14 protein-coding genes are annotated in these 21,079 nt (G+C 73.5%); all 14 read right to left on the bottom strand.

Annotated elements, in window-relative coordinates; genetic code table 11:
• Window positions 1–212: 212 nt before the first annotated feature.
• The 14 genes from cobT to ACH4XV_RS04570 all read right to left on the bottom strand — a co-directional run bounded on the left by cobT (window position 213) and on the right by ACH4XV_RS04570 (window position 20,939).
• Window positions 213–3,761 (bottom strand): nicotinate-nucleotide--dimethylbenzimidazole phosphoribosyltransferase, encoded by a 3,549-nt coding sequence (gene cobT, locus ACH4XV_RS04635; RefSeq protein ID WP_395787058.1) that lies wholly within the window; start codon window positions 3,759–3,761, stop codon window positions 213–215.
• A gap of 1,709 nt (window positions 3,762–5,470) precedes the next feature.
• Window positions 5,471–6,574, bottom strand: coding sequence for an Rv2231c family pyridoxal phosphate-dependent protein CobC (cobC, locus tag ACH4XV_RS04630; protein WP_395786775.1), 1,104 nt, complete (start codon window positions 6,572–6,574; stop codon window positions 5,471–5,473).
• Window positions 6,575–6,782: 208 nt separating this feature from the next.
• Window positions 6,783–7,289: a cobalamin biosynthesis protein gene (locus tag ACH4XV_RS04625; protein WP_395786774.1), complete on the bottom strand. Its 507-nt coding sequence runs from the start codon at window positions 7,287–7,289 to the stop codon at window positions 6,783–6,785.
• On the bottom strand, window positions 7,286–8,500 hold the full coding sequence (cbiE, locus tag ACH4XV_RS04620; protein ID WP_395786773.1) for a precorrin-6y C5,15-methyltransferase (decarboxylating) subunit CbiE: 1,215 nt from the start codon (window positions 8,498–8,500) through the stop codon (window positions 7,286–7,288). The genes ACH4XV_RS04625 and cbiE overlap by 4 nt, the downstream gene beginning before the upstream one ends.
• Before the next feature lie 120 nt (window positions 8,501–8,620).
• The gene (locus tag ACH4XV_RS04615; RefSeq protein ID WP_395786772.1) at window positions 8,621–10,021 is read right to left on the bottom strand and encodes a cobyrinate a,c-diamide synthase; all 1,401 of its coding nucleotides are present in this window, start codon (window positions 10,019–10,021) and stop codon (window positions 8,621–8,623) included.
• Window positions 10,018–10,632 carry a cob(I)yrinic acid a,c-diamide adenosyltransferase gene (cobO, locus tag ACH4XV_RS04610; RefSeq protein WP_395786771.1) on the bottom strand — a complete coding sequence of 205 codons (615 nt, stop codon included), beginning with the start codon at window positions 10,630–10,632 and terminating at the stop codon, window positions 10,018–10,020. Before cobO ends, ACH4XV_RS04615 begins: the two co-directional genes overlap by 4 nt.
• A gap of 302 nt (window positions 10,633–10,934) precedes the next feature.
• Window positions 10,935–13,031: a putative cobaltochelatase gene (locus ACH4XV_RS04605; protein ID WP_395786770.1), complete on the bottom strand. Its 2,097-nt coding sequence runs from the start codon at window positions 13,029–13,031 to the stop codon at window positions 10,935–10,937.
• A 477-nt stretch (window positions 13,032–13,508) separates the two neighbouring features.
• A complete protein-coding gene (locus tag ACH4XV_RS04600) occupies window positions 13,509–14,330 on the bottom strand; it encodes a MetQ/NlpA family ABC transporter substrate-binding protein (protein ID WP_395786769.1) in 822 nt (273 codons plus the stop codon).
• Between the two features lie 82 nt (window positions 14,331–14,412).
• Window positions 14,413–15,069: a methionine ABC transporter permease gene (locus ACH4XV_RS04595; RefSeq protein WP_078978636.1), complete on the bottom strand. Its 657-nt coding sequence runs from the start codon at window positions 15,067–15,069 to the stop codon at window positions 14,413–14,415.
• A gap of 2 nt (window positions 15,070–15,071) precedes the next feature.
• A complete protein-coding gene (locus tag ACH4XV_RS04590) occupies window positions 15,072–16,145 on the bottom strand; it encodes a methionine ABC transporter ATP-binding protein (protein ID WP_395786768.1) in 1,074 nt (357 codons plus the stop codon).
• A gap of 380 nt (window positions 16,146–16,525) precedes the next feature.
• Window positions 16,526–17,002: a GNAT family N-acetyltransferase gene (locus tag ACH4XV_RS04585; RefSeq protein WP_078978635.1), complete on the bottom strand. Its 477-nt coding sequence runs from the start codon at window positions 17,000–17,002 to the stop codon at window positions 16,526–16,528.
• A gap of 312 nt (window positions 17,003–17,314) precedes the next feature.
• Window positions 17,315–18,145 (bottom strand): SDR family NAD(P)-dependent oxidoreductase, encoded by an 831-nt coding sequence (locus ACH4XV_RS04580; RefSeq protein WP_395786767.1) that lies wholly within the window; start codon window positions 18,143–18,145, stop codon window positions 17,315–17,317.
• Complete coding sequence (locus ACH4XV_RS04575; protein WP_395786766.1) at window positions 18,142–19,698, bottom strand: wax ester/triacylglycerol synthase family O-acyltransferase; 1,557 nt, start codon at window positions 19,696–19,698, stop codon at window positions 18,142–18,144. The genes ACH4XV_RS04580 and ACH4XV_RS04575 overlap by 4 nt, the downstream gene beginning before the upstream one ends.
• Window positions 19,695–20,939, bottom strand: coding sequence for an alpha/beta hydrolase family protein (locus ACH4XV_RS04570; protein ID WP_395786765.1), 1,245 nt, complete (start codon window positions 20,937–20,939; stop codon window positions 19,695–19,697). Before ACH4XV_RS04570 ends, ACH4XV_RS04575 begins: the two co-directional genes overlap by 4 nt.
• Between the last annotated feature and the right edge of the window lie 140 nt (window positions 20,940–21,079).

Here is a 21,079-nt window from a genome sequence, read left to right as displayed (position 1 = left end):
GTGGGGCGGGGCGCTCCGCGTACGCGGTGCTCGGTGGGTCTGGGGTGCTCCGCGGTGTCCCGGGAGCCGGCCGGTTGGTTCCGGCCCGTTCCGGGTCACCACGTTTCACCGCGCGGAAAGGGCACCTCTGCCACTCCATCGTGGCCGAGGTGCCCTTCTGCTGCTGCGGGCGGGACTCGAAAAATAGCCGAACCAGTCGGTATCAGTCGATATCAGTCGGTCTTGCCACTGACTCCCGCCGAGTCGAACGTGGCCACATCGTGCAGTACGCGCACCGCGCTCTGCACCAGGGGCAGGGCCAACACCGCGCCGGTGCCCTCGCCGAGCCGCATCTCCAGCTCGACCAGCGGACGCAGCGACAACTTCGCCAACGCCGCCGCGTGCCCAGGCTCGGCCGACCGGTGCCCGGCGACGCACGCCTGCACCGCCTCCGGCGCGATCGCCTGCGCGACCAGCGCCGCCGCACCCGCGATCACGCCGTCGAGTACGACCGGGACACGCAGCGCCGCCGCGCCGATGATGTAGCCGGCGATCGCCGCGTGCTCCAGGCCGCCGATCGCGGCCAGTACGCCGATCGGGTCACCCGGGTCCGGTTCGTGCCGCGCGAGCGCCGCCTTGACCACCTCGATCTTGCGCCGGTGCGTGGCGTCGTCGATCCCGGTGCCGCGACCCGTCACCTCGGCCACGTCGGCCCCGGTGAACACCGAGATCAGCGCGGCGGAGGCGGTCGTGTTCGCGATCCCCATGTCGCCGGTGAGCAGGCCCCGGTTGCCCGCGGTGACCAGGTCCCGCGCGGTTTCGATGCCGACCTCGATGGCGGCGATCGCCTCCTCGCGGGTCATCGCGGGGCCCTGGGTCATGTCGGCGGTGCCCGGCCGGATCCGGCGCGGGAGCAGTCCCGTGGCGTCCGGCAGTTCGGTGGCGACGCCGACGTCGACGACGCACACCTCGACGCCGATCTGCTTGGCGAACGCGTTGACCACCGCGCCGCCCGCGAGGAAGTTGCCCACCATCTGGGCGGTGACCTCCTGCGGCCACGGCGACACGCCCTGCGCGTGCACCCCGTGGTCGCCGGCGAATACCGCGACGGCCGCCGGCTCCGGGATGGGCGGCGGGAACGTCCGGGCCAGGCCGGACAGCTGCGCGCCGATCGTCTCCAGGATGCCCAGCGAGCCCGGCGGCTTGGTCATGTTCCGCTGGTGCTCCCAGGCCGCGCCGAGCGCCTTGGCGTCGAGCGGGCGCACCGACTGGAGCGTCTCGTCGAGCAGGCTGACCGGCTCCTCGCCGGGCAGGCCGCGCCGACCGTACGTCTCCTCGTGCACCACCCACGACAGCGGGCGGGCCCTGGCCCAGCCCGAGGTGGCCAGCTCCGGCTCGTCGGGGAAGGCGTCCACGTAGCCGACGCACAGGTACGCCACCACGTCGATGTGCTCCGGCAGCCCGAGCGCCGTGGCCAGCTCGCGCTCGTCGAAGAAGCTCACCCACCCGACTCCCAGGCCCTCGGCCCGGGCGGCGAGCCACAGGTTCTCCACCGCGAGCGCGCTGGAGTAGGGCCCCATCTGCGGCTGGGTGTGCCGACCGAGGGTGTGCCGACCGCCACGCGTGGAGTCCACGGTCACCACGATGTTGACCGGGGTCTCCAGGATCGCCTCGACCTTTATCTCCAGGAACTGCTTGGCCCGGGCCTTGGGCAGCGAGGTGGCGTACGCCTCCCGCTGGCGCTGGGCCAGGTCCTGGACGGTGACCCGGGTCTCCTCGGAGCGGATCACCACGAAGTCCCACGGCTGCGAGTAGCCCACGCTGGGCGCCGCGTGCGCCGCCTCGAGGACCCGGACCAGCACGTCGTCCGGCACCGGGTCGGGCCGGAATCCGGCCCGCACGTCGCGCCGCTCGCGCATGACGCGGTGCACGGCCTCGCGCGCCGCGTCGTCGTAGCCGGGGGCGGCGGGGCCACGATCGGCCTCGGGCACCTCCTCCTCGGCGACCTCGGCCTCCGCGCCCTCGGCAGGCTCCGCGCCTTGGGCGCCCTCCGCACCCTCGGCACCGCCCGCGCCTTCGGCGCCCTCGGCCGCCACCGGGGTCGCCGCGGCCTGCGCCTGCACCGGCTCGGCCGGCTGCGCCGCCTCGGCGGTCGCCGGCTCCGCGGGAGTGGTGGGCAGCAGCACCGTCTCGGCGGTCGCCGACGCCTGCGCGCCCGCGATCGCCGGCTCCGGCGCGCCCTCGGCCCCGCCGGCCGCATCCGGCTGCGGGGTCGCCTCCGGGGCGTCGGCGACCACGCCGACCGGCCCGGCCGGCGGCGGCGGGATCCTGGGGATCTCGCCGGTCCCGGCGGCGGCCGCGGGCTGCGGCCGCTGTTCGGCGTCGGCGGTGGGGGTGACCTGGGGGGCGTGCATGGCGGTGCCTTCTTCGGACGTACGGGGAACCGGCGGCGTGACGCCGGCGCCGGAGTCGGCCTCGGCCGGCCCCGCGACGGGCTCGGGGGCCGGCGCGGGCGGCTGTTCGACGGGTACCTCCTCGGCGAGCAGCTCCGCCGCGATGGCCCGCGTGGTCGGCCCGGCCACACGCACCGGAGCGGCGGCCGGCACCTCGACCGGCGCCTCCGCAGCGGCGGGCACGTCGGCGCCGGCCGCCTCGGCGGGCTCATTCACGACCACGGGCGTCGCACCATCTGCGCCGGGTACGTCCGGCGCACTCGCCGGACTCCCGGAAGCCTCGGCCCCGGCGACCGAAGCCGCCTGCGCGTCCGACACGTTCGCCGCCGGAGCCGTGGGCGCACTCGCCGGAACCTCCGACTCGACGGGCGCGCTCGCCGGAACCTCGGGAGCCGGTACGGCCTGCGCCGCATCCCCCCCGCCAGGCGCCGCCTCGGCAACCGCAGCCACTACCGCCTGCGCCTCGGAACCGGCCGCCGCAACCGGCGCAGCCGCCCCATCCGCACTCACCGACGCCTGCACCACGGGCACGGCAGCCGCATCGGCCGCCGCGTTCCCCGCAGCCGCCCCGGCCGCTGCCTCGGCGCCCTCGGGCCCGGCCTGCGGCACCGCGGACACACTCGCCGAAGCCTCGACGACCTCGGCCTCCGCGACGGGGGCCGGCACCGGCACATCCGCCGGCGCCTCGGCAACCGGCACCGCCTGCGCGTCAGGACCGGCGGGCACGGTCGCGACGGCACCCGAATCGGGCACCGCCTGCGCCTCGGCCGCCCCGGCCGCGACATCCACCGGCGCCGCCTGCGCCTCCGGCGCGGCAGGCACCGTCGCGGGCGCATCCGCAGCAACCGCAGCCGCGACAACCTGCGCCTCCGGTGCGGCGGCAGCCGCCACCGGCACACCCGGCGCGTCCGGCGCAGCCTCGACGACCGGCCCCGCCGTTACGGCGGACTCGACCGGCCCACTCGCCGCAGGCGCCGCGGCGGGTGCCGCCTGCGCCACATCCGAAGCCGGCACGTTCTCCACAACCGGCGCTTCCACAACCGCCGTTGCCGACCCGGCCGGTTGCTCCACCGGCACGGGCACGTCGGGCGTCGGCACTACAGCAGGCGACGACTCCGGCGCCGGCACCGGCACCGGCTCCTGCGCCGCCGCAGCCGGCTGCCCTCCGACCACACCACCCGCGGGCAAGACCACGGTCTCGGCCAGAGCCGCTTCCGCAGGCGTCACGACCGGCCCGGCAGGAGCCGAAACCGGCTGCGCGGCCACGGCCACGGCCTGGTCCGGGCTCGGCGCAGCGGCGACCGCCGCCTCCGCCGGGCCCTCGCTCACGGCCGCCGGCTCCGGCGGCGCCACCGGCCCGATCGGCGTGGCGGCAGCGGGAGTTTCCCCCTGCTCGGCCGCCTCCGCAGCCCGCTCCGGACGCCGCCGACGCCCACCGGTGCCCTCGGGCACGACGGGGGCCACCGGCTGCGCGACCGCGGCCTGCTCGGGCGCGGGCGACTCGACACTCGCCGCCGGCGCCGCGACCACGGCATCCGGCGTCGGCGCGGCAGCGGGCGCCGGAACCGGCTCGGCGGTCGGCGCCGTCGTCGGGGCGACCGCCGGAGCGGCCCCCGCCAACACGCTCGCGACCGCGTCCGGCGCGGCCTGTACAAACCTCGGCGGCGCCGCCTGCGTCGGCACACCCGGCAACGGTTGCGGTATGGCCGGCGCGGTCACCCCCTGCACGGGAGCGCCCGGCGCAACCGGCGCCGCCGACTCGACCACCACGGGCGGCTCGACCTGCTCGACGGGCGCAGCCGAAGCCACGGCACCCTCGGCCGCGACCGGCGCGCCCTGCTCGACCGACACACCCTGCTCGACCGGCGGCGCCCCCGCGGCGACCTGCTGCGGCGCGGCCGGCGGCGGCACCACCGGCACCGCCAACGGCGGCTGCGCCGCCGGACCCTGTGCGGGGATGCCGGTGTTCACCGCGTCGCCCACGGGATGCGCACCGCTGTGCGGCCCCGCCTGCTGCGGTACCGGCCCACGGCCCACCCGACGCTGCCGGCGCGGCGGCAGCGTGGTGCGCGGCGGCACGGCGGCGGCCACCGGGAACGGCGGGGTGTCGACCGGATTCCCAGCCACGGACTGCTCGGGCGCCGGCGCCTGGGCCGGAACCGCCGGCTGCGCCTGCGACCGATTCGGCGCCACAGGCACCTGTACCGACTCCGGTTCCGGCTGCGCCGGCTCCGCGCTCTGCGCCGCCCGCACCCGCTGCCGCAACCGACCACCACTGACGGCGGGCGCCGCTTCGGCCCCTCCGGGCGCACCCACCGGCGCACCCTCGGGCACCTGCTCGACCACACCCTGTCCCACCGGCACCGAGCCGGCCGCCGGCCCGTATTCGCCCACCACCGCACCCGGCGGCACGAACTGCGCTGCGAGCGGCGGCGGCACCACGGGCACCGCCTGCGGCGGAACCGGCACAGGCGCACCCGCGCCCGGCCCACCCGCAGCCACCTCGGCAGCGCCCGGCACCGCCCCACCCGGAGCCTGCGCCGGCGCCGGATACGGCTCGGCAACACCCGGCGCCGCCCCGTACGCACCCGGGCCGAACCCCTGCACCGGCTGCGGAACTTCCTGATGCGGCGTCATCGGACCGGGCGGATACGGAATCTGACCGGCTGTCATGGGCGCGGCCGGCTCGACGTAGGTCTCCGGCAGTTCGGGCTCGTCGATGATCATCGCGGCGAACATGCCGGACTGCGGGCCGGGCACGGCGTCGTACGCCTGCTCGACCGGCGGTACCGGGCCCTGTCCCGAGGCGTCCTCACCGGCGGCGACCATGCGGTCGGCCAGCGACATCCCGGGGGCCGTCGGTACGTTCGGATCGACCCAACCGGCCTGCGGGCCGGGCATCAACAGCGAGTCCTCGTCGTCCAGATCGTCGTACGGATACGGACCGGCCGGTTCCCCGACCGGACCGGTGCCGGCGGCGTGCCCGGCGGGGGCAGGGCCCGCGCCCTCCCCGGCAGGTCGGCGCTCGTCGGCTTCGCTCATCGAACTACTCCTTCCAGGGCAGCCGCGAAGGCCAGCGTCGTGGCACGATCCCGCACCGCGATCCGAAGCCAATCCGGGCCCAGGCCCGGAAAGGTGTCGGCCCGCCGAACCGCGTAGCCTCGCTCCCTCAGCTGCTCGCGGATCTCTGGGCCCCCCTCGGTCCGCGCGAGCACGAACGAGGATCGGGGAACGACCGGTAGCCGCATCCCCGCAACCGTTCGCAATCTCTCCACGAGGTACGAACGGTCAGCCGCGAGCGTAACGGCCAACGCCTCCGCCTGCGCCAGCGCCTCCGGCGTGCAGCACGCCTCGGCGGCGATCAGCGCCGGTGTCGACACCGACCACAACGGCTGAGCGTCCGTGAGGATGCGCACCAGATCCGGGGAAGCCAGGACGTAACCGATCCGAAGTCCGGCCAACGCCCAGGTTTTCGTGAGACTTCGCACAACGACGAGCCCGGGCAGGTCGCGCCGGTCGGCCACGCTTTCGGGTTCGCCGGGGACGGTGTCGGCGAACGCCTCGTCCACCACGAGGATTCGGCCGGGGCGTGCGAGCGCGGCGATCGTGGCCGCCGGGTGCAGCACCGAGGTGGGGTTGGTGGGGTTGCCGAGCACGACCAGGTCGGCCGATGCGGGGATCCGCGCCGGGTCCAGCGCGAAGCCGTCGCGCTCGTCGAGGAGCACCCGGTCCACGGTGTGTCCGGCGGCGCGCAGTGCCGCCTCGGGCTCGGTGAACTGCGGGTGTACGACCACCGCGTGCCGAGGGGTCAGGGTGCGGGCGAGCAGTACGAACGCCTCGGCGGCGCCCGCGGTGGGCAACACCTCGGCGATCGGGCGCCGGTGTCGGGCGGCGATCGCGGCGCGGGCGCGGGTGGTGTCGGGGTAGGCGGCCAGGTCGCGCAGGCTCGCGGTGAGTCGGTGCACCAGCCACGACGGCGGTTCCGCGAGCCGCACGTTGACCGCGAGGTCGACCAGGCCGGGCCCGATCTCCGCGTCGCCGTGATGGCACAGGTCCACGTCCGGGCTCACGCGCGCGCCCGACGTGCCGTCCCGCTCGTCGGGAGTGGGCCCGTCCGGGTCCGTCATCGCGTCATTGCCCATGCTCGTGCTTTCCCGGCTTCCCGTGCCCCTGCCCGGCGTCACCGCCCGGTGTCCCTGCCCCGCCCGTGTCGTTCGTGTCCATGATGGTGGTGATGGTGCCCGCTGCGACGGCCGGGGTCCCGGCGTTGATCGCGAGCGAGCACTTCCCGATCGATTCACCATACGAATTCGACCGCCACAGCGCCGAGTCGGCTCGATCCTGCACCGATCACGACGTTTGTCGGTCCACTTCACCACCCGTCGACCCCACGTGACGGGCAATCGCCACCGTACAGCGCGGACGCGCCCCCACGCCGCGCGTCTTCGCCACCACCAACTCGCCCGCCGGCGCGCCCGGTACCGGACCGAGCCGGGCCGCGGCCTCGGCGACGCTCGACGTGCCGACCGCCGCCCGGACCCGCTCGGAGGGATGGGGCACCGGCACCTCGGCCAATTCCGCCGCCGGCCGCGCGTACAGCGGCAGTCCGAGCAGCGCCGCGCCGGCCACCAGACCCGGCTCGTCCGCCCGCGCGGCCACGGTCACCAGCGCGCGCACCGCCGAGCGCGCCGCACCGACCCGCGCCAACGCGGCGCACACGCTCGCGCGCACCTCCTCCGCCCCGACCCCGCGCGCCGCCCCGATCCCGACCACCCACACCCGGGCGTCCGCCCCGGAGTCGGATGATCCGCGGGCGTCGCCCGCTCGCGGATCATCCGCCCGCCGATCACCCGTCAAGAACGATCCCCCCACACCAAGAACACCGGGTGCGCCGGCTCCAACCCCAGCGCCCCACCGCTCGGCGCCGACAACCGCGAGGCCTGCAACAGACAGCCGTCCACCGTGTAACCCGCCCGCTCCAGCACCGCACGCGCCTCGGCAACCCGATCCACCTCGGACAGCGCGGCGACGATCCGCTCCGGACGCCGCGCCGCGCACGCCGCCAGCGTCGAGGGCCCGCCCCCGCCGACGAACACCACGTCGGGCAGCGGCAGTCGGGCCAGCACCTCGGGCGCCTTGCCGTGTACCACCTGCACCTCGACGCCGAACCGGGAGGCGTTCTCCGCGATCAGGTCGCACCGGAACGCGTCCTGCTCGATCGCGACCACCGCGGCGCCGTGCCGGGCGCACTCCACACCGACCGAACCGCTGCCCGCGCCGACGTCCCAGACCAGATCGCCGAGCCGCGGCCCGAGTCGGGCGACCGCGAGCGCGCGCACCTCGGCGCGGGTGATCGCGCCCGCACGATGCGCGTACGACTCCTCGGCCAGCGCCCAGCCGCGCACCGGCCCCGGAAAACCGGGCCGTTCGCCCGCCACCCAGCCCGCAGCGGCGCCCGTGCGCGGCGCCGGACCGATCACGATCACCACGTCCACGTCGGACCACTCGTGCCCGATCGCGTGCTCCGCGGAGACCATCGAGATCTCCTCGTCCTCGGTGCCCAGCCGCTCGCAGACCACGAACGTGCGCGGCACGTCGGTGAGCAGCGCGGCCAGTTCGGCCGGCCCCGCACCCGAACCGGTCAGCACCGCGACCTTGCCGAACGCCCGGCACAGGTTCGCCGCCCGACGCACGTCCCGGCCCAACGCGCTGACCACACGCGCGTCGTCCCACGCCATCGAGGCCCGGGCGAACGCCAGGGCGACCGAGGACACGGCGGGCACGATCTCCAACTCCAGGCCGTACTCGGGCCGGCGCAACAACCGCACGATCCCGAAGAAGCCGGGATCACCGATCGCGAGCACCACCGCGATGCCGCGATGCGCGCCGATCCGCTGCGCGGCCACGTGTACGTTGCCCAGCACCACTCGCTCGGCCCCGTCGGGCACCTCGACGGCCGCCAACACCCGCTCCGGCCCGGCGACCAACGTCGCCGCCCGCAGCGCCTGGACGGCCGGCGCCGACAGCGGCCCGCCGTCGTACCCGATCACGGTCACCCGATCAGCCATGGCCATCCCCCCTCACCGCGCCGAACCCCGGGGGAGGTTCCGCGCGGACCCGCGGCGGCGCCCATGACCGGGCGCCCGTACCCGACACGACGTCGTCTTCCCCACCCGAGGTTGCGCCGATCACGCACCGAGAGTGACTCCCTCCCCGGCCACCGAGGTCACACCCGTCCCCGCAGCCGCCGCACACGCGTCGACGAACCGCCGGGCCAGGTACGGCGCGCCCGCCCAGTGGGTGTGCAGGTACGACGCGTGCACCGACCCCACGACATGCCCCTCGAAGCCCGTCTCCCCCAGGCTCCACGCCGGCCGGCCGCCCGCTCTCGGGGTGAGCGTGGTGCGATGGAACTCGTGTCCGCGCACCACCCGTCCGGTCGCCGCGAGCACCGAGTCGTGCGCCGCCGTCGCCTCGCGATAGCCCAGGGTCAGCCGCTCGGTCATCCGCGCCTCGGCGGGCAACACCCCGCACATCGGCGCCCCGTCCAGGCTCCGGGCCAGGTACAGCAGCCCCGCGCACTCCGCCGCGATCGGCCCGCCGCGCCCGGCCAGCGCCACCACGTCCGCGCGCAGCGTCGCGTTCGCCGCCAACTCGGCCGCGTACACCTCGGGAAACCCGCCGCCCACCACCAGACCCGCGGTCCGCTCGGGCAACCGCTCGTCGCGCAGCGGGTCGACGGTGACCACCTCGGCCCCGGCCGCGCTCAGCAGTTCGGCGGTCTCGGCATAGGCGAAGGTGAACGCCGAGCCGCCCGCGAGGGCGATTCTCGGCCGCCCGGCAACCGGGCCGCCGACCTCCCGGGCCGCGTCCCACGGCGCGTCCGGCAGCGCACCCGCACCCGCCGCGATCCGCCGCACGGCGGCCAAGTCCACGCTGCGCGCGATCAGTTCGCCGAGCGCCTGCACGGTGCGCACCGCGTCCGCCTGCCGCTCGGCGACCGGGACCAGGCCCAGGTGCCGGGCGGGTTTGGCGATCGAGTCGTGCCGGCGCAGCACGCCCAGGACGGGCATGCCGATCTCGTCCAGCGCCTCGCGCAGCATGCTCTCGTGCCGGTCCGAGCCGACCCGGTTCAGGATCACCCCGGCCACGCCCACGGCCGGCTCGAAAGTGTCGAACCCGCGCACGAGCGCGGCCACCGAACGGCTCTGCGCCCGCGCGTCCACGACCAGCACCACCGGCGCGCCGAGCAACCGCGCGACATGCGCGGTGGAGGCGTATCCACCACGCCCGGCGGCGCCGTCGAACAGCCCCATCACGCCCTCGATCACGGCCAGATCGGCACCGCGCGCGCCATGCGCGAACAGCGACCCGATCCGCTCCTCCCCGACCAGGAACGGATCGAGGTTGCGCCCGACCCGACCGGCGGCCAACGCGTGATACCCGGGATCGATGTAATCCGGCCCCACCTTGTGCGGCGACACGACGTCCCCGCGTCGGGTGAACGCGGCGATCAGCCCGGTGGCGACGGTGGTCTTCCCATGCCCCGAGGCGGGCGCGGCGATCACCACCCGCGGCGGAGCACTCACCACTCGATACCCCGCTGACCCTTTTGCCCGGCGTCCATCGGGTGCTTGATCTTGGTCATCTCGGTGACCAGGTCGGCGGCCTCGATCAGGCGCGGATCGGCGTCGCGACCGGTGATCACCACGTGCTGGCTGCCGGGTCGATCCCGCAACACCGCGACCACCTCGTCCACATCCACCCAGCCCCACTTCATCGGATAGGTGAACTCGTCGAGCACGTACACCCGATACGTCTCCGCGGCCAGGTCCCGCTTGATCTGCTCCCAGCCCTGCCGAGCCGCCTCCGCGTGGTCCTCCTGCGTGCCCTCGCGCTGGATCCAGGACCAGCCCTCACCCATCTTGTGCCAGGTGACCGGCCCACCCTCCCCGGTCTCGTCGTGCAAACGCCCGAGGGTGCGCAACACACTCTCCTCGCCGACCTTCCACTTGGCCGACTTCACAAACTGGAACACCCCGACCGCCCACCCCTGATTCCACCCCCGCAGGGCAAGCCCGAAGGCGGCCGTCGACTTCCCCTTGCCGGCCCCGGTATGCACGACAACCAACGCCCGATTCCGCCGCTGACGCGTAGTCAGCCCATCAGCCGGCACATGCACGGGAACACCCTGCGGCACAACGCTCTCCCTCAACCCAAAGACCCAAAGCAAAGCCCCAGGCCAACCGATTCAGCCCATCCGGCACTTGAGACCGCAAGCACCCGAAACCCGCAACCCGAGCCGCCCAAGCCAACGACTTCAGCCCGTCCGGCGCTTGAGGACGCTCACCGCAGGCGCCCGAGAACCGCATCCCAACCCGCCCAACCCATCCAAAATCAGCCCGTCCGGCGCCTGAGGACAAAGCAGGGCGCAGCCCGCCTCCCGAAGCCCGAACCAGCCCCAACCCGGCCCGTCCGGCGTAGGTATGAGGACCAACCACGTCACGCCACCGAGCGCACATCCCGCACCAGCCCCGCCAGCCCCTCCCCCGCGAGTTCGTCCAACGTCACCACCGGCCCGCCCAGATCCCCGGCAAGCCGGGCCGCCAGGCCCAACCGCACCGGGCCGCTCTCGCAGTCCACCACCAACGACGCGACACCCCCGGCCGCCAACAGCCGAGCCGCCCGCCGGCTCTCCCCCAGCGCGTCCCGCCCACCCGTGGCCCGCCCATCGGTGACCACCACGAGCAGCGGCCGACGCAGCGGATCCCGCAGCCGCTCCACCCGCAACGTCTCGTGCGCCCGCAACAACCCGGCCCCCACGGGCGTACGCCCCCCGGTCGGCAACGCCGCCAGCCGAGCCGCGCCGATCTCCACCGACGACGTCGGCGGCAACGCCAACGACGCGCCCGCGCCCCGGAAGGTCACCAGCCCGACTTTGTCCCGCCGCTGATAGGCGTCCAGCAACAGGGACAACACCGCGCCCTTGACCGCCTGCATACGCTTGCGTGCCGCCATCGACCCGGACGCGTCCACCACGAACAGCACGAGGTTGCCCTCGCGCCCCTCACGGACCGCCTCACGCAGATCCGTGCGCCGCAGCAGCAGCCCCGCGCCGGTACGTCCGCGCGCCTTCTGGTGCAGCGCCGCCGCCCGCACCGTGGCCGCGACATGCAGCCGGGTCACCCGCCCCGCGGCGACCTGCGCGCCGGTGGTACGCCCGCTCGCGGTCCGCGCGCGCGACCGGCGCCCGGCCGCGCCCTGCCCGACCCCGGGTACCGCGAACAGCCGGGTGCGATACGGCTCGGCCGCCGCCACCGCGGCCTGCTCCCGCCCACCGTCCGAAGCGCTCGGCGCCCCCGCCACCGGAGCATCCTCGGTACCGGGCGCCGAACTCGGCGTCGCCTCGGTCGACTTCGACCCGTCGGCCCCCGACCCGTCCGCCCGGTCCGAGCCGTCTGCCCCGTCCGAGCCGTCCGCCCGGTCCGCACCGTCCGACCGCTGCGACCCATCCGCCCCCGCCGGCGGCTCCCCGCCCCCGTCCGGCCCATCCCCGTCCGGTTCCGGCTCCGGCTCGGGCTCCGGCTCCTCCGGATCCCGCAACGCCTCATCGAGCAGCGCCTCATCCAACCCGGGCGCGTCGAACGGATTGCGTCGCCGCCGGTGCGGCAGCGCCAACAGCGCGGCCTGCCGCACGTCCTCCGCCGTGACCTCGGTCCGCCCGTGCCAGGCGGCCAGCGCGATCGAGGTACGCGCCGTGACCAGGTCCGCCCGCATCCCGTCCACCTCGAACGACGCGCACACCCGGGCGATCCGCTCCAGCTCGGCGTCCGGCAACCGCACGTCGGCCAGCACCTTCCGGGCGGCCAGGATCCGGCCGGCCAACGCCGCGTCCTCGTCCGCCCACCGCGCCGCGAACCCGTCCGGGTCGGCCTCGTACGCCAACCGGCGCCGCACCACCTCGGCCCGCTCGCGCGGCTCCCGGCTCGCCGCCACCTCCACGGTCAGCCCGAACCGGTCCAGCAACTGCGGCCGCAGCTCGCCCTCTTCCGGGTTCATCGTGCCCACGAGCAGGAACCGCGCGGCGTGCCGCACGGACACCCCCTCGCGCTCCACGTGCGAGGTGCCCATCGCCGCCGCGTCCAGGAGCAGGTCCACGAGGTGGTCGTGCAGCAGGTTGACCTCGTCGACGTACAACACGCCCCGATGCGCGGCGGCCAGCAGCCCGGGTTCGTACGCCTTGACGCCCTCGGTGAGCGCACGTTCGATGTCCAGTGAGCCGGCCAGCCGGTCCTCGCTGGCGCCGACCGGCAGTTCCACCAGACGCGCGGCGCGCGAGACGCCGCCGACGGCGGGATCGTGCGGGCCGTCGGGGCAGTGCTCGTCCGGTCGAACCGGTTCGCAGGAGAAGCGGCACCCCGGCACCACCGCGACCTCGGGCAGCTGGCTCGCCAGCGCACGCACCATGGTCGACTTGGCGGTGCCCTTCTCGCCCCGCACCAGCACCCCGCCGACCGCGGGCGAGACCGCGTTCAACACCAGGGCCAGGCGCAGGTCGGCCAGTCCGACGATGGCGGAGAACGGGTAGGCGGCGCTCATCGGCGCCGGCCCGGCGTCGTCGATCCGTCTTCGGATGTCCGTACCGTACCCATCGGTACGACGATCGCCGGGAACATCGGTATCAAGCACGCAGGCATGCGCCGTCGGCCTCCCTCGGGTGTCCACGCCCTGGTCGGTGGCGGGACCCGCGTTCGGGGTCCCGGACAGCGGCAAGTCTCTGGCTCACGCCCGCCCGAGGGCGTGCGTTCACAGTGGCGGGACCGCTCCGGGTTGCCGCATCGCGCCGCCGCCTTCGGATGTACCGGCATCGAGGTGTGGTCCGCGTCCGATACGGCCGCGAACCCACCTCGACACCGGGCCCGAAGGTGCTCCGCGCGATCCGCCGGATTCCTTCCCTGCTGTCGGCCACACCCTCTCACATGCCCCGAAACGCGCCACGGCCCCCGCCGGATGAATCGGGCGGGGGCCGTGGTGGGTGTGCGCCGCGGCGCGGGCGGTGGGATCACGCCGCCGGGATCAGAACGCGGCGAGCACGTTGCCCTTGTACTCGTCGGCGATGTACTTCTTCACCTCGGGCGAGTTCAGCAGCTTCGCCAGCTTCTGCACGCGCGGGTCGGTGTCCTTGCCCTTCTTGACCACCAGGACGTTCGCGTAGGGGTTGTTGTCGGCCTTCTCCACCGCGATGCCGTTCTTGCCCGGGGTCAACCCCGCGTCCAGCGCGTAGTTGCCGTTGATCACCGCGCCGTCCACGTCGTCCAGCGCGCGGGGCAGCTGCGCCGCCTCGATCGCCTTGAACTTGAGCTTCTTCGGGTTGTCGGCGATGTCCTTCTCGGTCGCCGTGGTGGTCGCGCCGTCCTTGAGCTTGATCACCCCGTTGTCGGCGAGCAGCTTGAGCGCACGACCGCCGTTGGTGGCGTCGTTCGGGAACGCGATGGTCGCGCCCTCCTTCAGCTCGGCGAGCGACTTGACGTTCTTGGAGTAGAGCGCCAGCGGCTCCAGGTGCACCGGCACCACCGGGGTCAGGCTCTTGCCCTTCTCCTTGTTGTACTCCGCCAGATACGGCTTGTGCTGGAAGAAGTTGGCGTCGACCGCGCCCTCGTCCAGGGCCGGGTTCTGCTGGGTGTAGTCCGAGAACTCCTTGATCTCCAGCTTCAGGCCCTCCTTCGCGGCGAGGTTGTCCTTGATGTACTTCAGGATCTGCGCGTGCGGGACGGCGGAGGCGGCGACCTTGAGCGGGTCGGAGGCGGACGAGCCCTTCTTGTCGTCGCTGCCGCAGGCGGCGAGACCGAGTCCGAGGGCGGCGACGGCGGAGATGGCGACAAACTTGTTGATACGCACGAAGAGTGCCTTTCCTGGTGGTGCGGTGTACGCGGGCGGAATGCCTCGCGTCGTACGGTGGCGCGGGCGAAGTGCCGCGTGTCTAGCGGTGGGCGAGCCTGCGGGAGAGCAGGTCGCCGAGGAATTGCACGAGTTGAACCAGGACCACGAGCACCGCGATGGTGACGAGCATCAGGTTCGTCTCGAAGCGTTGGTAGCCATAGCGGATGGCCAGGTCGCCGAGCCCGCCGCCGCCGACCACACCCGCCATCGCGGAGTAGCCGACGATCGCGACGACGGTCACGGTGATCGCGGAGATGATCGACGGCACCGCCTCGCGCACGAGCACCTTGCGCACGACGGTGAACGTGCCCGCGCCCATCGACTGGGCGGCCTCGATCAGGCCCCGGTCCACCTCACGCACCGCGGTCTCCACCAGGCGGGCGAAGAACGGGATGGCGCCCACGGTCAGCGGCACGATCGCGGCGTCGGTGCCGATGGTGGTCCCGGTCACCCAGCGGGTGAACGGGATCAGCGCGACGAGCAGGATCAGGAACGGAATCGACCGCCCCACGTTGACCACCAGGCCGAGCAGCTTGTTCGCCGGCGCGAAGGACAACGGCCCGCCGCGGTCGGTGAGCACGAGCAGGAGCCCGATCGGCAGGCCGATCAGTACGGTGATCAGCGTCGCGACGCCGACCATGTACAACGTCTCCTGGGTGGCCGTCTCCAGCAGTGGCCGCATTTCGGACCAGGTCATCGTCAGAGCTCCTTGCCCGCGAGCGCCACGCCGTCGGCGGCGGCGACGTCGGCGTCCGATGTGGTGTGGTCGGTCCCCGACTCGGCGTCGGCCTCGTCGATCACGTCGACCTGGAGGCCCTGCTCGCGCAGGTAGCCGATCGGCACCACGTTGCGCTCGAAGGTGCCGTCGAGCGAGATCCGCATCCGGCCGATCTGCCGCCCGCCGACGCTTTCCACGGCCGCGCCCAGCACGTTGACGTCGACGTTGTAGGTGCGCGCGAGGGTGGAGATGAACGGCTGCGCCGTCTCCTCACCGCGGAAGGTGATGTCGACCAGCGTGCGGCCCGCGAGCACGGCGGGCGTACCCAGCGGGAACATCTCCCGGGCCAGCCGCGAGTCGGAGCGGCCGAGCAGCTCGGGCACCGTCCCCGACTCGACGATCCGGCCGCCCTCCATCAGCGCGGCCGAGTCGCAGATGTTCTTGACCACGTCCATCTCGTGGGTGATCAGCAGGATGGTCAGGCCGAGTCGATCGCGCAGGTCGCGCAGCAGGGCCAGGATCGAGCGGGTGGTCTCCGGGTCGAGCGCCGAGGTGGCCTCGTCGGACAGCAGTACGCGCGGTTCGGCGGCGAGCGCGCGGGCGATGCCCACCCGCTGCTTCTGCCCGCCGGACAACTGCGCGGGGTACGCCTTGGCGTGCTCGGCGAGGCCGACCAGGTCGAGCAGTTCCGCGACCCGGCGGGCCCGGTCCCGGCGCGGCACCCCCGCGATCTCCAGCGGTACCGCGACGTTCCCGGCGACGGTGCGGCTGGAGAGGAGGTTGAAGTGCTGGAAGATCATCCCGATGCCGCGCCGCTCGGCGCGCAGCGCACTCGCCGACAGCGAGGTCAGCTCGCGCCCGCCCACCTCGACGGTGCCCGACGTGGGGCGCTCCAGGAGGTTGACGCAACGGATCAGGGTGCTCTTGCCGGCGCCGCTGCGGCCGAGCACACCGAAGATCTCGCCTTCGCGCACGTGCAGGTCGACCCCGTCGAGCGCGGTCACCTGCCGTTCTCGGCTGCGATAGACCTTGCTCAGGGCAGTGGTACGGATCACCGTGAAGTCCTCGGGGGATGTGCGTGCCGAATCGGGCCCGACGAAGGGCCGCGCGACTCGATCACACAGGGGGCGTGGCGGGGGTTGCACCGGGGGCGCGGAGCGCTCGGCCCGGGAGAGGGATCAGGCCCTCAAATCCTCAACAGCCACACATTCGACACATCTGACACGAACGGCGCATGCAACGACAACCCGTGGCGGTAGCCGCGGTGCCGGAGATGTGAGCCGTCGTGAACATGATCCGATTAAAGCAGACACACGCCTCGCAATGGAAATGTCATCCCGCCGAGCACCTGCGACCGAAGCCGACGAAGCCCCGGCGACCATGGATTCCATGGTCGCCGGGGCTTCGGGGGTGCTTCTCGCCCCGCGGGCGTCGATCAGGCCGCGAGGACGGCGGTCTTGCGCAGGTAGACCAGGCTCAGCCGGGGGCTGACCTTCTCGATCCGGCCGGAGACGTAGCCGAGGCGTTCGTACAGCCGCAGGTTGTTCTCGCTGCGGTGGCCGGTGAACAGCTCGTACTCGGCGGCGTCGGCGAGTTTCGCCTCGATCGCGCGCAGCAACCGGGTGCCGAGCATGTGCCGCTGCAGTCGGGGGTGCACGATCAGTTTGCCGATGCGGGCCACGCCGTCGTCGATGGTGCCGCGCACCGAGCCGACGACTTCCTCGCCCAGGCGCGCCACCAGCACGGTGTGCGTCTCGAACTCGGCGCGCAGGCTCTCCAGGCTCTGCGTCAGCGGCTCGATGCCGTAGTCGTTGTAGAGGGCGGCCTCGCCCTGGTAACAGAGGTACTGAAGCTTGAGAATCTGCTCGGCGTCGGATACGTCCGCCGTGCCGATACCCACGTTCTGCCCCATCGGATTGCTCCCCTGATCGCCCTGATCACCGCGCGGATGTGTGTGCCGCAGCGTCGAGCCCCGTGCCCGGTGCGAAGGGGGAGGGTTGTCCCCTTCTCGAACACGCGCGTGAACACTGCATTCGTCACTGTTCCACACGGCTTTTCCCGGACTTCTACCCGGCCCTCACCTACGCGCAATCCGGCGTTCAGGCAGCGTGTTCGACGAAGTGCGCCCGATGGGGTGAATCGCCGGAAAAATGAAGGTCGCGAAACGCACGATGTGGCCGGTACGCGCGGCGCGCACGCCCGTTCCGGGCCGAGGCCCGGCCGGCTACAGACCCGTGACGCGGCGGACGACTCCCTCCTTGAGCGCGCGCACCATCGCGAACGGTTCGGTGACCTGGTGCACGAGCAGCGTCAGGTGTGCGTCGGCCCCGACCACGTAGCGTGACCTCGGCGACTTCGTGGTGGCGGCCAGGGCAATCGTGTCGGCGACCGTCTCCGGCTCGCTCCACAGCGGCTTCATGATCGAAAAGCCCAGGTCCATCCGGCGGAACGCGGTCGCGAACGCGGTGCCGCGATGGCGCTCGACCGCGTCGGCCATCTCCTCGGTGGCGCCGCTGCGGAAGCCGCCGGGCGAGACCACCACGACGTCGATCCCGGCCCCGGCCAGCTCCACCCGAAGCGCGTCGGACGCCGCCTCCATCGCGTGCTTCCCGGCCTGATACCAGCCGAGCAGCGGATACGAGATCCGCCCGGCCAGCGAGGAGATCTGCACCACCCGGCCCCACCCGCGCTCGCGCATGTGCGGAACGGCGAAGCGGGCCAGCCGCATCGGGCCGAACAGCGCGGTCTCCAGCTGGTGGCGGGCGTCCTCCTCCGACACGTCGAGCACGGGGGCGAACGAGGTGCCGCCGGCGTTGTTGACCAGGATGTCGGGACGAACCCGCTCGATCACGTCCTTGCCGCCGGCCGCGTCGGTGACGTCCAAGAGCACGGTGCGCACTTCGACTCCGGCCGCGTCCGCCGCGGCCAGGACCGACTCGGCCTTGGCCGCCGTACGCACACTGCCGACGGTGTCCACGCCCGCCCGGGCCAGCGCCAGCACGGTGGCCAGGCCGAGCCCGGAGTTGGCGCCGGTGACCAGTGCCGTCCTGCTCACGCGCGACCCGCCTCGAACCCGGCGGCCTCGACCGCACGATCCTCCTCGACCCGTCGCGGACCGGGCACCTTGGGCACGGCGGCGGCCCCGCCCGCCCGGCCCTCCGGGTCACCCGCGCCGGAGGGTTCGACCGGCAGATCCCGCGTCGGGCGCGGCGGCGCGACCTCGTCCGCCGCCTTCAACAGGTGGTTCAACTGCTCGACGATGGCGTCCGCCAGGGCGAACGGGTCCGGCAGCGCGTCCCGATCGGCCAGCACACCGATGTCGATCCGGTCGTCGTAGCTCATGCCACCGATGAACAGTCCGAAGCCGTCGGCGATGATCCCCATCGAATGAAACGCCTCCACTCGCTGCCCGTGGGCATACAGCGGCCTGCGCGGACCGGGCACGTTCGAGACCGTGACGTTGCACAACGCCGGCAACACGGACGCGAGTCGGGCCTCGCGGTAGAGCCCGCCGAGCGCCCCGAGCAGCGCCGGTGGCGGCGCCTCGGCCAGTCCCGTGAGCAACTCGCTGCCCATCGCGCTCTGTACGGCCTTGGCCGCGTCGGAGTTCTCGTGCACGCACAGCAGTCGCTGACCGGGCTCGGCCACGTCGGTGGCCAACCCCACCAGCATCCCGGTGATCAGGTTGCCGCCGGCCCGCTCGCCGCCGTGCGTGGCGTCCACCGGCACCGTGGCGACCAGTTCCCGCTCGGGCAACTCGCCCAGGGCGTCCAGGTGTTCGCGCAGCGCGCCGGCCACCATCGCGAGCACCACGTCGTTGACCTTGACCCCGAAGGCGTTCTTGACCAGCTTGACGTCGGAGAGCGAGACGCTGCAAAAGCCGTACGCCCGCCGCGGGCCGATCGGCGCGTTGAACCGGGTCCTGGGCACGTTCAGCGGCAGCGCCCGGCCCAGCCGCCCGGTCAGCGCGGCCTGCAGCACGCCCTGTCCCAGGCGGCCGAGTTGCCGGCCCACCCGCACGGGCGTGCCGGCCAGCGAGAGTGCGCCCTCGCGGATCGCCTCCCACCCCTCGGGTACACCGCCCGGCTCGCTCGGCGCGGGCACCGGCGCGGGCGCCTGCTCGTCCGGCGGGTTCGGGACGGCGTCGAAGAAGATCTCCTGCATCGCGGCGCCGGAGCGCCCGTCGATGCACGCGTGATGCACCTTCCACAGGTGCGCGACCCGCCCGTTCTCCAGGCCGTCGACGATCCACCACTCCCACAGCGGGCGGTCGCGGTCCAAGCGGTGGCGGTAGATCTCCTCGGCCATGGCGGTCAGTTCACGCCGGCCGCCGGGAGCCGCCAGGGTGGCCCGACGCAGGTGGTTGCCCAGCTCGAAGTCGGGGTCCTCGACCCAGTGCGGCCGGGCCAGACCCCACGGGCCGCGGACCAGTTTGCGGCGCAGCAGCGGCAGTCGGGGCAGCCGGGCGGCCAACGTGCGCGCGAACGCGGCGCGGTCGACGCGGCCCCCGGTGTCCGAGGCGTCGACGATGGTCAGGCAGACGACGTGCGCCGGCCACTCCTGCGACTCCAGGGCCAGGAATGCCGAATCCAGACCGGAGAGCTTCACCAGGTATTCCTCCTCCCGATGCCCGACGAGGTCAGGGCATCCTCGATGAAGCGGTGCGCCTGCCGGTTCCACACGGCTCCGATGTGCGAGCCGCGGTACCAGCAGACGGATGGTTCCTCCCAGTGCTTCCAGAGCCGATACGCCTGCTGCGGCGTGGCCATCCGATCGGCCAGGCCGGCGTAGACGAAGCGCCGCTCCAGCGGCACCCGGGGCGTCACCGCCAGCGGCGAGACCACGCGGTGGACCGTCTCGGCGTCCGCGCCGAGCAGGCCCGCCGCGCGCACCTCGCGCTCGATGTCCCCGGGTACGTGGTGCGACATCACCCACGCCATGTCGACCGAGGGCACGCCGACGACCACGCAGTCCAGGTCCTCCAGGCCCGCGACCAGGGCGGCGACGTAGGCGCCCAGCGAGAGCCCGTGCACGGCGACGGGGGTGTCGGCGTCGCCCTGCGCGCGCACCCAGTCCAGGCAGCGGCGCACGTCCCACACGGCCTGTCCCAGGCCGTGCACGTTGCCGAGGTAGTCGAACGAGATGAACGTGCCGTCGTGGGTGCGCGTGCTCTTGCGCGGCCCGTGCATGGGCAGCACCGGGTGGATCACGTTGACGCCGAGTTCGCGGTGCAGCCGCGGCGAGCGGAACGCGGCCAGGTCGCCGGGTCGGCCCATGCCGAAGCCGTGCAGGTTCACCAGCCACGGCCGGGGCGCACCGGGGTGGCGCAGTACGTACGCCCACACCCGCTGATTCGCGCCCGCGCCCTGCCACCGGGTGGCCCCCGGCACCCCGGCGCGGGGCATGTACCCGCTGTCGAAGGTCAGTTGCTCGTAGCCGATGGTGCCGTAGAGCCGGTCCCGGAGCACCGGGTCCTCCGGGGCGGGCGGTTCGGGATGGAAGCGGGTCGGATCGTCGAGGTAGCCCTCGGCGCGGAACTTGGCCAGCGCGTCGGCGATCTCGGTCCGGATCCGCTGGGCGTCCTCGGGGTCCGGGGACAGCCGGCCGCCGGCCAGGACGGCCACCACGAGTTCGTCCAGGAAGGCCGCGGAGACCAGTCCCGGGGTGGGGAACACGGTGGGCATCTCGGGATATCGGCGCCGCTCGGCGCGCAACGACCGCACATAGGAGCGCACCCCGAAGCCCACCGAGGGGGGAACACTGCGCAGCAGCGCGCCGACCGGCAGATCCGCCAGCATGGCGGCGGACTTCTCCCCCTGGGAACGTATTCGACGCAGGTGATCGAGCATGCCGATCCCTCCCCTCGATGTGAACCGACCCTAGTACGGAATCAACGGAGCGAACACGCGCAATCGCTTTTGGTAACCGCGATTTCACAATTGGGACTGGAATCGCAACTTCCGCTCACACTCGTGCAACCACGCCGAAA

Origin of the sequence: Embleya sp. NPDC020630 (genome assembly GCF_044334985.1) — a bacterium.
Lineage (GTDB): Bacteria > Actinomycetota > Actinomycetes > Streptomycetales > Streptomycetaceae > Embleya.
This window is presented reverse-complemented; position numbering and strand designations above follow the sequence as displayed.

Excerpts from the sequence above, each read along its gene's own strand:
- ACH4XV_RS04570 (WP_395786765.1), bottom strand. The coding sequence starts at position 20,939 with ATGCTCGATCACCTGCGTCGAATACGTTCCCAGGGGGAGAAGTCCGCC.
- ACH4XV_RS04585 (WP_078978635.1), bottom strand. The coding sequence starts at position 17,002 with ATGGGGCAGAACGTGGGTATCGGCACGGCGGACGTATCCGACGCCGAG.
- cobC (WP_395786775.1), bottom strand. The coding sequence starts at position 6,574 with ATGGGCAATGACGCGATGACGGACCCGGACGGGCCCACTCCCGACGAG.
- ACH4XV_RS04605 (WP_395786770.1), bottom strand. The coding sequence starts at position 13,031 with ATGAGCGCCGCCTACCCGTTCTCCGCCATCGTCGGACTGGCCGACCTG.
- cbiE (WP_395786773.1), bottom strand. The coding sequence starts at position 8,500 with ATGGCTGATCGGGTGACCGTGATCGGGTACGACGGCGGGCCGCTGTCG.
- ACH4XV_RS04595 (WP_078978636.1), bottom strand. The coding sequence starts at position 15,069 with ATGACCTGGTCCGAAATGCGGCCACTGCTGGAGACGGCCACCCAGGAG.